At 63.9% G+C, this 14,224-nt stretch carries 11 protein-coding genes; 4 read left to right on the top strand and 7 right to left on the bottom strand.

What is annotated here, in order from left to right; genetic code table 11:
- The first annotated feature begins 82 nt into the window (after window positions 1-82).
- The gene (gene mutL, locus BGO80_RS14935) at window positions 83-1,897 is read left to right on the top strand and encodes a DNA mismatch repair endonuclease MutL (protein ID WP_286722104.1); all 1,815 of its coding nucleotides are present in this window, start codon (window positions 83-85) and stop codon (window positions 1,895-1,897) included.
- On the top strand, window positions 1,894-3,462 hold the full coding sequence (locus tag BGO80_RS14930; RefSeq protein ID WP_286722103.1) for a VOC family protein: 1,569 nt from the start codon (window positions 1,894-1,896) through the stop codon (window positions 3,460-3,462). The genes mutL and BGO80_RS14930 overlap by 4 nt, the downstream gene beginning before the upstream one ends.
- Window positions 3,463-3,496: 34 nt before the next feature.
- Here BGO80_RS14930 and BGO80_RS14925 read toward each other — a convergent pair whose 3' ends face one another.
- On the bottom strand, window positions 3,497-4,570 hold the full coding sequence (locus BGO80_RS14925; RefSeq protein ID WP_286722102.1) for a citrate synthase/methylcitrate synthase: 1,074 nt from the start codon (window positions 4,568-4,570) through the stop codon (window positions 3,497-3,499).
- An 84-nt stretch (window positions 4,571-4,654) separates the two neighbouring features.
- Between BGO80_RS14925 and BGO80_RS14920 the strand changes: the two genes are divergently transcribed.
- A complete protein-coding gene (locus BGO80_RS14920; RefSeq protein ID WP_286722101.1) occupies window positions 4,655-5,788 on the top strand; it encodes a citrate/2-methylcitrate synthase in 1,134 nt (377 codons plus the stop codon).
- 87 nt (window positions 5,789-5,875) lie between these two features.
- On the opposite strand, the gene edd is transcribed toward BGO80_RS14920, so the two are convergent.
- The 4 genes from edd to BGO80_RS14900 all read right to left on the bottom strand — a co-directional run bounded on the left by edd (window position 5,876) and on the right by BGO80_RS14900 (window position 10,940).
- Window positions 5,876-7,690 (bottom strand): phosphogluconate dehydratase, encoded by a 1,815-nt coding sequence (gene edd / locus BGO80_RS14915; RefSeq protein WP_286722100.1) that lies wholly within the window; start codon window positions 7,688-7,690, stop codon window positions 5,876-5,878.
- A 126-nt stretch (window positions 7,691-7,816) separates the two neighbouring features.
- Window positions 7,817-8,512 (bottom strand): 6-phosphogluconolactonase, encoded by a 696-nt coding sequence (gene pgl, locus BGO80_RS14910; RefSeq protein ID WP_286722099.1) that lies wholly within the window; start codon window positions 8,510-8,512, stop codon window positions 7,817-7,819.
- Complete coding sequence (zwf, locus tag BGO80_RS14905) at window positions 8,509-9,993, bottom strand: glucose-6-phosphate dehydrogenase (RefSeq protein ID WP_126149703.1); 1,485 nt, start codon at window positions 9,991-9,993, stop codon at window positions 8,509-8,511. Before zwf ends, pgl begins: the two co-directional genes overlap by 4 nt.
- Window positions 9,994-10,007: 14 nt before the next feature.
- The gene (locus tag BGO80_RS14900; RefSeq protein WP_286722098.1) at window positions 10,008-10,940 is read right to left on the bottom strand and encodes a glucosamine kinase nucleotide-binding domain-containing protein; all 933 of its coding nucleotides are present in this window, start codon (window positions 10,938-10,940) and stop codon (window positions 10,008-10,010) included.
- Window positions 10,941-11,227: 287 nt separating this feature from the next.
- Here BGO80_RS14900 and cobU point away from each other — a divergent pair, with 287 nt between their 5' ends.
- A complete protein-coding gene (gene cobU, locus BGO80_RS14895) occupies window positions 11,228-11,758 on the top strand; it encodes a bifunctional adenosylcobinamide kinase/adenosylcobinamide-phosphate guanylyltransferase (RefSeq protein ID WP_223214116.1) in 531 nt (176 codons plus the stop codon).
- Here cobU and cbiB read toward each other — a convergent pair.
- Both cbiB and BGO80_RS14885 read right to left on the bottom strand, forming a co-directional pair.
- A complete protein-coding gene (gene cbiB, locus BGO80_RS14890) occupies window positions 11,750-12,715 on the bottom strand; it encodes an adenosylcobinamide-phosphate synthase CbiB (protein WP_286722097.1) in 966 nt (321 codons plus the stop codon). The two genes, cobU and cbiB, sit on opposite strands and share 9 nt — an antisense overlap.
- The gene (locus BGO80_RS14885; protein ID WP_286722096.1) at window positions 12,712-14,178 is read right to left on the bottom strand and encodes a cobyric acid synthase; all 1,467 of its coding nucleotides are present in this window, start codon (window positions 14,176-14,178) and stop codon (window positions 12,712-12,714) included. The genes cbiB and BGO80_RS14885 overlap by 4 nt, the downstream gene beginning before the upstream one ends.
- Window positions 14,179-14,224: the final 46 nt, after the last annotated feature.

The raw sequence follows: 14,224 nt of genomic DNA, 5'->3' as shown, positions 1-14,224 counted from the left end.
TTCCGCCATCTGGGAACAAGGGCAGGAAGCGGGTCGGAATAGGCCGGCGCCTTGCCTATATTGAGGCCAAGGAGAATCGCCCTTGCCCATCCGCCAACTGCCTGAAGACCTCATCAATCGCATTGCCGCCGGCGAAGTCGTCGAGCGGCCGGCCAGCGTGGTCAAGGAATTGGTGGAGAATTCCATCGATGCCGGCGCCCGCCGCATTGTCATCGCCACCGCCAATGGCGGCATGGACCTGATCCGCATTACCGATGACGGCCATGGCATGGCGCGGGACGATCTGTTGCTCTCGGTCGAGCGGCACGCCACCTCCAAGCTCGCTTCGGACGATCTCGACGATATCCGTTCTTTGGGGTTTCGCGGCGAGGCCCTGGCATCGATCGGCTCGGTGGCCCGCCTGTCCGTGGCCTCGCGCCCGGTCGATGCTGAAAGCGGCCTGGTCATCGTGGTCGATAATGGCCGGCGCACGGGACCGATGCCGCAGGCGATGAACCGCGGCACGGTGATCGAGGTCAAGGACCTCTTTGCGCAAGTGCCAGCCAGACGCAAATTTCTCAAATCGGCCCGCGCCGAAACCGGGGCGATCACCGATGTGGTGAAGCGCCTCGCCATGGCCAATCCCGAAATCCACTTCATTCTGGAAGGCACGGACAGGACCATGTCGAACTGGCCCGCCGTCAGCGGCGAGGGCGCGCTGGCGGCCCGGCTGGGCCAGGTGATGGGTGCCGATTTCGTTGATAACGCCGTGCCCCTGGCCAATGCGCGCCACGGCGTCGTGGTTGCCGGCATGGCGGGACTGCCGACCTATACGCGCGCCAATTCGCTTAGCCAGTTCTACTTCGTCAATGGCCGCTCAGTGCGCGACAAGGTACTGGTGGGCGCAGTCCGCGCCGCCTTTGCCGACTACACATTCCGCGACCGCTTCCCGGTGGTGGCGCTCTATATCGCCATCGACCCGGCGGAGGTCGATGTCAATGTGCACCCGGCCAAGGCGGAGCTGCGGTTCCGCGATCAGGGGGCGGTGCGTAGCGCGGTGATCCGCGCCATTGGCATGGCGCTGGCTGCCGCCGGCTTCAAGGCATCGACCAGCGTGGCCGAGGATATTCTGGGCGCCTTCAATGCTCCGGAAATGGACGAACCCGCAGCACCAGCGCCTTTGCCGCCGCCGTCAGCGTCCTACCAGACACCGAGCTATGGCTGGTCGCACGACAGGGCGCCGCTGAATTTCGACCGCAGTCCCAGCCAGTTGGCGGGCTTCACCGCCCCCAGCGCGCGTGTCGAGGAAATTGCAGCCCCGGCAGTCGTCGAGGACTTCCCGTTGGGTACGGCACGGGCGCAGATGTTCGACAACTACATCATTGCTCAAAACGGATCGGGCCTCTTGCTGGTCGACCAACACGCGGCTCATGAACGACTGGTCTATGAGCGATTCAAGGCGCAGCTTGCATCCGGCCCCGTCGCCAGCCAGGCGCAACTCATCCCGGTCGTGGTGGAATTGCCCGAGGAAGACTGCGCAAGGCTCGAAGAGGCCGCGGAAGAGCTGGAAAAATTCGGGCTCTATCTCGACCGCTTCGGCCCACGCGCCGTCGCCGTGCGCGAAACCCCTGCCCTGTTGGGCCAGAGCGACATCGCTGGTCTGGTGCGCGACCTGGCGGATGGCCTCGCCGAATGGGACAGTACCGCCGCGCTGAGCGATCGCATGGAAGCGATTATCGGTCGCATGGCCTGCCACGGCTCGGTCCGTTCGGGCCGACGCTTGCGTGTCGACGAGATGAATGCGCTGCTCCGCGACATGGAAGCCACCCCCCATTCCGGACAATGCATCCATGGCCGGCCCACCTATGTCGAACTCAAAAAGGCCGATATCGAGCGCCTGTTCGGGAGAAGCAGATGACATCAGGCATTCACCACGTCACGCTGATTACCAAAGACGTGCAGCCCAATGTCGATTTCTATGTCGGCTTTCTCGGACTGCGCCTGGTCAAGCGCACCGGCGGCTATGAGGACGCAACGCAGTTGCACCTGTTTTACGGCGATTACGCCGCCAATCCGGGTTCGCTCCTCACCTTCCTTGTGTGGCAAGGCGGCTCGAAAGGGCAGGTCGGCGCCGGGCAGGTCAGCGAAGTGGCGCTGGCAATAGAGCCGGGGTCCATCGGCTTCTGGATCGAACGCGCGCTGCGTCTGGGGGTCAAGAGCGAAGGTACCGCGCAGGAATTCGGCGAGACCGTGCTCAAGCTGCGCGATCCCGATGGTGTGCTCATTAAGCTGGTCAGTGCCGATCTGCCGGCGCTCGACATGCCGCAGAATGACATTCCTGCCGAGCATGCCATCCGCCGCATTCGCGGGGTGACTCTGCTTTCGGAAGTTCAGGAGGAAACTACCGCTTTCCTCACCCGCTATTTCGGATTTCGCGCTGCTGCCACCGAGGGGTCCACTCAACGTCTGGTTTCCGATGTCGGCGACGTGCTCGATATTCGAGACGCCGCCGGGTTCTTCCCGGGCACGCCTGGCGCTGGCACGGTGGACCATGTGGCGGTGCGCGCCCATGATGCGGCTGAGGTGGAAGCGGTCGAGGCCGAACTGCGCAAGCGCAATTCCAGCCTCACCAACCTGCACGACCGCAACTATTTTACTTCGCTCTATGTGCGTGAGCCCGGCAATGTGCTGATTGAAATGGCCAGCGATGGGCCCGGCTTTTTGCAGGACGAGACGCTCGAGAGTTTGGGCAGTGCACTCTTTGTGCCGCCAGATACTGCCGATCCCGATGGGGTCAAGCTGATGCTGCCGCAATTCGGCCTGCCGGGCGAAGAGCGCGTGGTCTATCGCGACCTGATCTACACGCACCGCTTCCACGTGCCCCCCGAACCCGACGGCACGACAATTGCGCTGCTGCATGGCAGCGGCGGCAGCGAGATGGATTTGATGCCGCTGGCCCATCGTGCATCGCCTCACGCCACGCTTCTCGGCATTCGTGGCCGCAGCACCGAAGACGGCGTACAGCGCTGGTTCCGCAGTTTTGGCCCCACAATCTTCGACCAGGACGATATCCGCTTCGAATCCGGCGCGCTGGAGGCCTTTTTCGGCGAGATAGAGATCGCTTATGGCGTCAGCAGGGGTGGTCTGGTGGCGCTGGGCTATTCCAACGGCGCCAACCTCCTCGGTGCAGCCCTGTTGCTGCGCTCGGGCCTAGTGCAACGCGCGGTGCTACTACGGCCTATCATGACACTGGGTGACGTGCCCGCGTCTGATCTCTCCGATACGAAGGTTCTCATCGTGCTCGGGCAGTTCGATGCCTTCAGGACGCAGGGCGAGGCGCTGGCGCAGGCGCTCGCAGCGGCCGGCGCCGATGTGGAGGTGGTCACCGTGCTGGGCGGTCATGATCTGACCGATGCGGATACGGAAGCGGTGCGGCGATGGCTGCGCGATTCGGAAGCAGCCGGCCGCAACGCTCAAGAGTGAATCCGAGAGCGGCGGCCGGGTGTCGGAATGGCTTTCAGGCCGCCTTCGGGCCGATATAGCGCGATTGCGGCCGGATCAACCGGCCGGTGGCGATCTGCTCATGGGCGTGGGCGACCCAGCCGCCAACCCGCCCGGCCGCGAATACACCGGTAAATGCCTCACGCGGAAAGCCCAGAGCCTCGAGCAGCAGGGCTGTGAAGAATTCCACATTGGTCTCAAGGACCCTGCCCGGTTTGGCGGCATGCAATTGCTTCAGCGCTTCTGTTTCCACCGCTTCGGCCAGGGCCAAGCGTGTGATGTCCATTCCGCCGCCCGCACCAAGGCGGGCCAGGGCCGATTTCAACGCATCAGCACGTGGATCGCGCACCCGATAAATGCGGTGGCCAAACCCCATAAGCCGCTCGCCGCGTGCCAATTCTCCGGCAATCCAGTCGGCGGCATGCTCGGGCCTAGCCACGGCATCGAGCATGTCGAGCACCGGCCCAGGCGCGCCGCCATGCAGCGGACCCTTCAATGCGCCCAACGCCGCCAGCACGGCGGAGCCATAGCCGGCCCGCGTCGAGGCAACCACCCGGGCGGCAAAGGTCGAGGCGTTGAGACCATGGTCGGAGACGGTGACCAGATAGGTGTCCAGCGCAGCCGCCGCTTCGACATAGGGTACCTGGCCATGCAACATGGCCAACATGTCGGTGGCGTGGCCAGCATTCAGATCGGGTGCGAGAGCCCCGAGACCGGCCTTGCGTCGCACCACGGCCGGCACAAAGACGGCCGGGGCTGCAATCAGCAAAAGCGCTGTTTCCGCATCCTCGCCATCGGGAAGCCGCGCCATCAGCGCGCGCAGCGCTTCTGTGATGCTGAGCGAAAGCAGAGTAGGATCGAGGTGAGCGACTTCCTCAAATGCCCGTAGGCGGGCTGTGGCCAGCGCCACGCGCACCCCTGCCGTGTCGAGGTCGACGGTCTCCGCCAGCAGCAATGACAGAACCCCTTCATAGCTGGTTTTACCCGCCAGGGCGTCGAGGCTTTGTCCGCAGATTACCAGGCGTCCATTGGCGCCATCGACCTCGGACAGGACGGTTTCGGCGGCAATGACATCATCGAGGCCAGACATGTTGCAACTCCGTGTTGTTTGGCCCTAGATTGGATTTATCAAGATTGACGTCAATCTTGATGAAAACGATCAATGTGGGATGCGATGAGCTGGATCAGTGCTGAACAGGCCTTGGCGCTTTTGGGCACCAAGCCGCAAACGCTCTACGCCAATGTCAGCCGCGGCCGCATTGCGGCACGTCCCGACCCCAGTGATCCCAGGCGCAGTCTCTATCGACGCGACGATGTCGAGCGGCTGGCAAGCCGGCACAGGGGGCGCCCACCCGCCAAAGCGGTCGCGGCCGAGGCGATTGCCTGGGGCGAGCCTGTACTGACCACGGCAATTTCAACGGTGCGCAACGGACGGCTGCTCTATCGCGGGCAGGACGCGGCACGTCTTGCGGAAACGGCCACCCTCGGGGGCGTGGCGCGGCTGTTATGGAATGCAAGCGCAGAGGTGGACTTTGCCGGTCGGGCACGCGCGCTGCAACCGGGCATGGCTGCAGCCTATCGGGCCGTGGCCGAACTGGCTGCCACCGATCTGCCGGCGAATGGCCGCAGCCTTACGCTGCTTCTACGCGACGCAGCACGCACAGTGTCCTTCCTTGCCGGCGCGCTCGCGGCACCGGGCACGGACCCTGTGCATGAACGGCTGGCGCGGCAATGGGGGCGACCCGAGGCAGCAGATCCGATTCGCCGGGCGCTCGTGCTGCTGGCAGAGCACGAACTCAACGCGTCCACCTTCGCGGCCCGCGTCACCGCCTCCACCGGAGCGCCGCTCTCGGCGGCCGTGCTCGCGGGCCTCGCCGCCCTATCGGGGCCCCTGCATGGGACCGCGAGCCAGAGCCTGGCCGGACTGGTCGAGGAAGCGCGCCGCCTGGGGCCAGAGGCGGCGGTCAATGCCCATTTGCGGCGCGGACAGCCGCTGCCCTGTTTCGGCCATCGCCTCTATCTGGACGGTGACGTGCGCGCACCAGCCCTAATGGCGTCTTTCGCCATGCCACCCCATCTTGCTGCCTTGGCAGAGGCTGGCGAGCGACTGAGCGGCGAAAAGCCGAATATCGATTTTGCACTGACGGGCCTCACCGCCGCATTCGGCCTGTCCGACGATGCTCCACTGACAATCTTTGCCCTCGCCCGCAGTGTCGGCTGGCTGGCCCATGCCCTGGAGCAGGTGGAAACCGGGGCACTGATCCGGCCGCGGGCGCATTATGTGGGTGTTGAACCCCCAGTGGGGTGACAGCGGCGGACCACCCCATTCGTGTGCGCTGAACGCGAGCCCCTTCCCCCACGAGGGGAGAAGGGAAGAGGTGCGATGGCGCGTTCTTTAGCCAAAGACGCTGGCGCCCTTGTCGGCGACGCCAACGAGACTGCGGAAGCCGGCGAAGAGTTCGCGGCCCATGCCGAAATGCTGGCTGCGCAGGTCTTCGGTCGCCGGCGTGCGGGAGAAGAATTCCTTCTCGTCGCCAAGGAAGGTCAGCGTGCCTTCATTGGCGTCGAGACGGATCATGTCGCCGTCGCGGATCTTGCTGATCGGGCCGCCGTCTACCGCCTCGGGCGTCATGTGGATGGCTGCGGGCACCTTGCCGGAAGCGCCGGACATGCGGCCATCGGTGACCAACGCAACCTTGAAGCCACGCCCCTGCAACACGCTGAGCGGCGGAGTGAGATTGTGCAATTCGGGCATTCCGAGCGCCTTGGGGCCGGAGAAGCGCACCACGGCGATCATGTCGCTATTGAGCTCACCGGCCTTGAAGGCGGCCTGCAAGCCGGCCTGGCTGTGGAAGACGCGAGCAGGCGCTTCGATGACGCGATGCTCGTCCTTGACGGCAGAGACCTTGATGACGGAGCGACCAAGATTGCCGCTGAGCAGCTTGAGGCCACCCGTTGCCGCGAAGGGCTCCTTGGCGCTGGTCAGGACCTTGGGCAGCGCGCTCTGCTCCGGCGAGGGCTCAAAGGTGAGCTGATCTTCGACCAGCTTTGCTTCGACGGTGTAATTGGACAGGCCCGAACCCCAGACAGTCCTGACATCTTCGTGCAGGTGGCCGCTTTCGAGCAGTTCCTTGATCAGATAACCCATGCCGCCTGCCGCGTGGAAATGGTTCACATCGGCAACGCCATTGGGATAAACGCGCGCGAGCAGAGGTGTCGCGTCCGACAGATCGCTCATATCGTCCCAGGTGATCTGGATACCGGCGGCGGCGGCCATGGCAATCAGATGCATGGTGTGGTTGGTCGAACCGCCGGTGGCATGCAGGCCAACCAGTCCGTTGACGAAAGCCTTTTCGTCCATGATGTGGCCGATGGGCGTGTAATTATTGCCTTCCTTGGACAGCGAAAGCGCACGCTTGGCGGCTTCGCGGGTTAGAGCATCGCGCAGCGGCGTACCGGGATTGACGAAGCTGGCGCCCGGCAGGTGCAGGCCCATGATTTCCATGAGCATCTGATTGGAATTGGCGGTGCCGTAGAAAGTGCAAGTGCCGGGCGAATGGTAGGATTTGCTCTCGGCTTCGAGCAGTTCGGCGCGACCGACCTTGCCCTCGGCATAGAGCTGGCGAACCTTGGACTTTTCGTCATTGGGAATGCCCGAGGGCATGGGGCCGGCGGGCACGAAGACGGCAGGCAGATGGCCGAAGGCCAAAGCGCCGATGACCAGGCCGGGCACGATCTTGTCGCAGATGCCGAGATAGACGGCAGCATCGAACATGTTGTGGCTGAGTGAGACAGCGGTGGCCATGGCGATCAGGTCGCGGGAGAACAGGCTCAGGTCCATGCCCGGCTGGCCCTGAGTGACGCCGTCGCACATGGCGGGCACGCCACCGGCCACCTGGGCCGTCGCACCGATTTCGCGGGCGGCTTCCTTGATGATATCGGGATAGAATTGGTAGGGCTGATGGGCACTCAGCATGTCGTTATACGAGGTGACGATGCCCAGGTTCAGCGTCTTGTTGCCGGCCAGGGCCGCCTTTTCACTGGGGGAGCATGCCGCGAAAGCGTGGGCGAGATTGCCGCAGGAGAGTGCCGCGCGATGAACGCCCTGATCCCTGGCCGCATCGAGGCGGTTGAGATAGTCGCTGCGGGTATCGCGGCTACGCGCGGCAATACGGTCGGTCACGTCCTGGATGGCCTGACGGACTTTCATGGTTCTCGGCTCCATAGTTGGCAAGGACGCGCCAAAGGGGGGCCGCTGGCGCGGGTATTCCTTGCATCAAACAACTGATGAACCGTCAGCGGCCAGGGCGGTCGATTGGGGACCGCCCCAGGGGCCTCAGGGGCACCAGTAAACAGTAAGCGGCGCTCCCGAGCGGAGCACGGCGCGGACCGGCATCTCGGCGACGGGACCGTCGGCCAGTGCCTTGTCCAGCACCGCGGCCTTTTCGTCGCCTTCGATGTGCAGGTAGAGCGCATCGGTTTCGAGCAGGCGCGGCAGGGTAAAGGTGATGCGGGGCTCGCCGGCTCCGGGCGCTTCGAGCGCCAGGGTCGGCCCCTCTGCGGTCAGCGCCTGATCCAGCGTGTCGCCACCGGGGAAGAAGCTGGCCGTGTGTCCATCATTGCCCATGCCCAGGATCACGGCGGCGAAGGGCTTAGGCAGTTCGGCCATCAGCGCATTGGTCTTGGCCACGGCGGCAGCATCGGGCACTTCACCACCCGAGTAAAGCGGGAAGAAGCGCGCAATGGCGGCCGGGCCCTGCAGCATCTTTTCGTTGACCAGAAGCGCATTGGAGCGGTCGCTGGTCTCGGGCACCCAACGCTCGTCCACCAGGGTCACCGTGACCTTGGACCAGTCGATATCCCTGGTCTTGCCCAGGGCCTGAAAGAACTTGCCGGGAGTGGAACCACCGCTGACGGCAATCGAAGCCTCACCGCGCGTCGCGATAGCAGAACGGATGCGGTCGGCTACGGATTCGGCCAGTTCCTTGGCGAGGGTCGGCTTGTCGGCAAAGCTGCGGCGATCGAGGGTCATGAATTGGTGCCTTCGTACCAGGTGCGGCCGTCGCGTTCGATGAGGGCAATGGCGCCGCTGGGGCCCCAGGTGCCGGCGGTGTAACTCTGCGGCGGTTCGCTGGCGCGATCCCAGGCTTCGCGGATCGGATCGACCCAGGACCAGGCGGCCTCGAGCTCGTCGCGGCGCATGAACAGCGTCTGGCTGCCGCGGATCACGTCCATCAGCAAGCGCTCATAGGCCTCAGGAGTGCGCTCGGCGAAAGTCTCGGCAAAGCTGAGGTTAAGTGGAACTTCGCGCAGGCGCATGCCACCGGGACCGGGGTCCTTGATCATCATCATAAGCTTGACGCCCTCGTCGGGCTGCAGGCGGATGATCAGCTTGTTGGGCTTGGGCGCGCCTTCGGCATGATCGAAGATCGAATGCGGGATGGGCTTGAACTGTATGCAGATTTCCGAGACGCGCTCGGCCATGCGCTTGCCGGTGCGCAGGTAGAACGGCACGCCGGCCCAGCGCCAATTATCGATCTCGGCCTTCATGGCCACGAAGGTCTCGGTGCGGCTGCCCTTCTTGTCCTCGGGCAACTCGTCCTGATAGCTCGCCACCGCCGCGGTTTCCGACTTCACGCCGCGATACTGGCCGCGGACCGTCATCCTGGACACGTCGCCATTGGTGATGGGACGGAGGGCGCGGAGCACTTTGAGCTTTTCGTCGCGCAGCGCATTGGCGTCGTCTGATGCCGGCGGCTCCATGGCCACGAGGCACAGCAGCTGCAGCATGTGGTTCTGGATCATGTCGCGCAGCGCGCCGCTCTCGTCGTAATAGCCGCGCGTGCCGGCGCCGACGCTTTCGGCCACGGTCAGCTGCACATGGTCGATATGGGCGGAGTTCCAGACGGGTTCGAACAGCGTATTGGCGAAGCGCAGGGCGAGCAGGTTCTGCACCGTCTCTTTGCCCAGATAATGGTCGATGCGATAGACCTGATCTTCCTTGAAGATCTTGGCGACGCCATCATTGATTTCCTGGCTGGAGGCCAGATCATGGCCCAGCGGCTTTTCGATCACGACGCGAGCGTCGCGGCGATAGAGCTTCTTTTTGGAGAGATATTCGGCAATCGGCTCGAACAGGTCGGGCGCCACGGCGAGGTAAAAGGCGCGCACGACCTTGGGATCGTCACGTAGAGCCTTGCCGAGATCGCCCGATTCCTCAGGCTTGCTGGCATCGACTGGCACATAGGTGCAGATGCCGACAAACCTGTCGATGGTCGCCGGATCGCGATATTCGGCTTCAACGAACTGCTCGAGCGCATCGCGCACCAACTTCTGGAACTCGGCCTCGCTCAGCTTGGAGCGCGACGCACCGATGATGCGGCTCTTCTCGTCGAACTGGCCGTCCATGAAGCGATGATAAAGCGCCGGTACGAGCTTGCGCTTGGTCAGATCGCCGGTGGCCCCAAACACGACGTAATCAAAGGGCTGAACGGGAATGATACGGCTGGACAAAGCGTCGGTCCTTTTCAGGCGGAGAAGTTCTGTTTGGCGAGGATGACCGCGCCGTGGAGCGGCTCGAATTTGGGCAAGGCAACAAAGCTGCCATAACGCGCTTCGAGCCGGGGGAAAAGCCGCTGGCCCAATCCGCCGACAATAGCCATCACCTCTGCGCCATGGCTCTTGAACCAGCGGACATAGGTGTCGATGTAGCCCATCTGGATGTCGAGCAGCTTGTGGGCGACCGGGTCGTCCTTTTCGAGATAGTCGAACCAGAGCGGCATCAGCTTGCCATATTCACCTGGTGCGCGGCCGATCAGCGCCTGATCTTCAGCGCCCTCATTGCCGGTAAGGCTCAATCCCAGCGTGGTGGCAAAGGACCAGGTCATCGACGCCTGGTTATTGCCGCCAAGGGCTGCGATCACCGCCTTGGTCAGCGCCGAGCCCTCGGCCAGGCCATCTTCGGCTTCGACGGCGTAGCGCGCCAATTCACGGCCCAGAATGGCGCCGCTCATCTGGTCGCCGATATGAAAGCCCCAGCCACCGGCCTGGTAGCGCTTGCCGCCGACGATGGACATGGCGGCAGAACCGGTACCGATGATCACCACACCGCCCTCGTCGCCGCCCAGGGCGCCGGCATGGGCGATATCGATATCGTCATAAACCTTCACACCCGCATAGGGCCAGCTGCGCGAAGCGAAGGCGTCGCGCGCCGAGTCCATGCGGCCGCCCGCCATGCCGAAGCAAGCATAGGTATTGGCCGTTTCTGAGAAGTCGACACCGGCTTCCTTAAAGACGTCGCGCGTGCCATCCATGATCGCCTTGTATGCGGGATCGCCGCCGTCAATCTGCAGATTGGAGCGGCCGTTCTTGACCTCCGCCAGCGTCACCAGGTTTTCGTCGGTCAGACGCACCCGGCAATTGGTTCCACCACCGTCGACGCCAAGATAGTATCGGGGCACGAAAGGCTTCTCCATGGGCTGTTGGGGGTCGGCAGCAGGAGCAATGGACGTTGACGCCGCCCCCGGTGCAGAACCCACCCTAAGGTGTCAAATCGGCGCGGACCATAATGCGAAAGCCGCTAAGACGAAAGTAGCATAGGGAACAAAATCGCCCTGCCAAGCCAATCGATTGCATGGCTCGTTTGCGGGGCAGGCTGCAAAACGGGAACACTTGTGGCAATTCATCGTTGGCGCAAGCATGGACGAACCGCCGGCGACTGATGGCGCCGGCCAGCGAAGAGGCGAAGATGCGACACTCTCTGGTTCTGGGCGGAGCCCGTTCGGGCAAGACTGCATTTGCTGAGCGACTGGCGCTCCGCTCGGGCAGCAGGCCGGCCTATCTGGCGACCGCGACGGTTATGGATAGCGAGATGCGCGACCGCATTTCGAGCCACCAGGCGGCGCGTGCCTCTCGCTTCGCCACGATCGAGGAGCCGATTGAACTCTCCGCTGCGATTCTGCGCGCCGCCGCCCATCAGGACGTCATTCTGGTCGACTGTCTGACCCTATGGATCACCAATTTATTGATGCAGAACGGGGATGTCGCGCAGGCAGTCAGCGAACTCAGCGCTACGCTGGTCGAACTGGAGGCAGCCAAGGTGATCCTGGTATCCAACGAAGTGGGGCTGGGGATCGTGCCCGACAACGCCATGGCGCGTACCTTTCGCGACCTGGCAGGATCGGCGCATCAGCGGTTGGCTGAGGTTTGCGACGATGTCTATTTTGTCGCTGCTGGCCTGCCGCTGACCATGAAGGGCGAGCCCCCTGCCCTAGGCTGAAATCAGCTGCATGACGGCAATCGCCCCGCAAAAGCAGACGAGGACGGTCAGCGTGCGGTTGTAGAGTTCAAGCGCCAGAAGAATGTCGGCTGGGCGCAACTCTGCGCGACCGTCGCCAAAAGCGGGCAGGTCGACCACCTCTCCATCATAGGCACGCGGCCCGCCGAGCTTGAAACCGAGCGCGCCGGCAAAGGCTGCCTCGGGCCAGCCGGCATTGGGCGATTCGTGCTTGCGGGCATCGCGTTGCGCGATGGCCCAGGCTTTGCCGGGGCTGGCGCCAGGCGCGAAGAAGCAGGCGATAGTGATCAGCACCAGTGTGAGCCGCGCCGGAATCCAGTTGAGTACGTCGTCGAGCTTGGCTGAAGCCCAGCCATAATCGCGATAGCGCGCGTTGAGATGGCCAATCATGGAATCGGCGGTGTTGACGGCCTTGTAGAGTGCGATCCCCGGCAGTCCGAACAGCGCCAGGAAAAACAGCGGCGCTACCACCCCATCCGAAGTGCTTTCGGCCAGCGTCTCAACGGCGGCCCGGGCCACGCCGGCTTCGTCGAGCGCTTGCGGGTCACGGCCAACGATTTGGCTCACCGCCTCTCGCCCCGCTGGCAGTGACTGGCGTAGCGCCTCGGCCACGGCGCGCACCGAACGACCCAGTTCCTTCTGCGCCAGAAGCGAGGTCGCCAGCACCATCTCGATGATCCAGCCATGCGGGATGCGGTTGGTAAGGTCGCGGATCAGCACCGTCACCACCAGCACCGTGATGAGCAGTGCGGCAAGGCCGATAATGCCGCCGCGCCGTCGATGTTCCGGGCTTTGGTCGGGGCGATTGAGCCGGGTTTCGAGAGAGTCGATGAGCCGGCCGAACCACATGACCGGATGGCCGATGGCGTCGAGCAAAGGGGTTGGGTAGCCCCAGCGCCGCTCCACCAGCAAAGCCAGCGTCGATACCAGCATGTTCATCGGATTGTCTCCACTGTCTCGGCCAGCGACAGCAGATAATCGATATCGAGATGCCGTTCGAGATGATCGGCAAATCCATCCAAAGCCGATTCAATGCCGGCTTCGTAGGCGAGATCGGCACTGGCCGCCTGGCCGATAAAGGCGCGGCGAAAGCCGTCGCTGGCGAAGAGGCCGTGCAGATAAGTGCCCATCACGCGGCCATCGGCGCTGACTGCACCCTCGGCCTCAGCGCCAACCATGGCGAAGGGGCGATTGCGGTCGGCTCCTTCGGTGACGCCCATATGCATATGGTATCCCGAAAGGGGCGCGCCACTCTGGACATGATGGGCCGTCTCGAGGCGCAGTTGTTTGCGGCCTGCCAGCACTGTCTCCACGTGGAGCAGGCCGAGCCCCTCGCTTGTGCCCGGCGCGCCTTCAATGCCCTCGGGATCGGCTATGCTGCGACCCAGCATTTGATAGCCCCCACAAATGCCCAGGACCGCGCCACCAGCGCGATGGTGGGCCATGATATCGACGTCCCAGCCATTGGCGCGCAGCGCCGCAAGGTCGGCACGCGTAGCCTTGGAGCCGGGCAGCAGGATGAGGTCGGCATCGCGTGGCATGGCTTCGCCGGGCTGTACCAGAAGGAGGCTGACGCCGGGTTCGGCGCGCAGTGGATCGAGATCATCAAAATTGGCGATGCGCGGCAGGCGGGGCACGGCGATGCGAAAGGCGCCGCCGGCTCGGGTGGAAAAATCCTCCAGCGCCAGGGCATCTTCGGCGGGCAAGCGCGCAGCATCGGGAAAATGCGGCACGGGTCCAAGGCAGGCAATGCCGGTGCGCTCGACGAGGAAGGCCTTGCCGGCATCGAACAGTGCCGGGTCGCCGAAGAATTTGTTGATAAGGCTGGCGCGAACCAGCGCCGCATCGTCGGGCTCGATGACCGCGAGCGTACCGACGATTGAAGCAATGACGCCGCCGCGATGGATGTCTCCCACCAGCACGACCGGCACCCTGGCTGCGCGGGCAAAGCCGAAATTGGCAATGTCATTGGCGCGCAGATTGACTTCGGAGGCGCTGCCCGCGCCCTCGACCAGCACATAATCGACGTCCTCAGCCAGTTCGGAGAACGCACCGAGGACCTCGGGCAGCAATTGGTCCCTCTCGGCCCAATATTGCCGCGCCGAGAGGCTAGCACGGCGTTGCCCACGCACCACGACCTGGGAACCGGTTTCGCCCTCGGGCTTGAGCAGAACCGGGTTCATCGCCGTCACAGGATCACGGCGCGCGGCGCGGGCCTGCAGCGCCTGGGCACGGCCGATCTCGCCACCATCGGCGGTGACGGCGGCATTGTTGCTCATGTTCTGCGGCTTGAATGGCGCGACTTTATAGCCACGATTGGCCAATGCACGACAAAGCCCGGCGACGATCAGCGATTTGCCGACATCGGAGCCAGTTCCCATGAACATCAATGCTTTGGCCATGTCGCTCCCGCCCGTTCGGCGCACTTCTCCCACACGCGCGATGACG

The organism is Devosia sp. 63-57 (assembly GCF_001899045.1).
In the GTDB taxonomy this organism is placed as follows: domain Bacteria; phylum Pseudomonadota; class Alphaproteobacteria; order Rhizobiales; family Devosiaceae; genus Devosia; species Devosia equisanguinis.
This window is presented reverse-complemented; position numbering and strand designations above follow the sequence as displayed.

Coding starts and splice junctions, on each gene's coding strand:
- cobU (WP_223214116.1), top strand. CDS start 11,228: ATGCGACACTCTCTGGTTCTGGGCGGAGCCCGTTCGGGCAAGACTGCA.
- edd (WP_286722100.1), bottom strand. CDS start 7,690: ATGAAAGTCCGTCAGGCCATCCAGGACGTGACCGACCGTATTGCCGCG.
- BGO80_RS14925 (WP_286722102.1), bottom strand. CDS start 4,570: ATGTCTGGCCTCGATGATGTCATTGCCGCCGAAACCGTCCTGTCCGAG.
- BGO80_RS14930 (WP_286722103.1), top strand. CDS start 1,894: ATGACATCAGGCATTCACCACGTCACGCTGATTACCAAAGACGTGCAG.
- BGO80_RS14920 (WP_286722101.1), top strand. CDS start 4,655: ATGAGCTGGATCAGTGCTGAACAGGCCTTGGCGCTTTTGGGCACCAAG.
- cbiB (WP_286722097.1), bottom strand. CDS start 12,715: ATGAACATGCTGGTATCGACGCTGGCTTTGCTGGTGGAGCGGCGCTGG.
- pgl (WP_286722099.1), bottom strand. CDS start 8,512: ATGACCCTCGATCGCCGCAGCTTTGCCGACAAGCCGACCCTCGCCAAG.
- BGO80_RS14885 (WP_286722096.1), bottom strand. CDS start 14,178: ATGGCCAAAGCATTGATGTTCATGGGAACTGGCTCCGATGTCGGCAAA.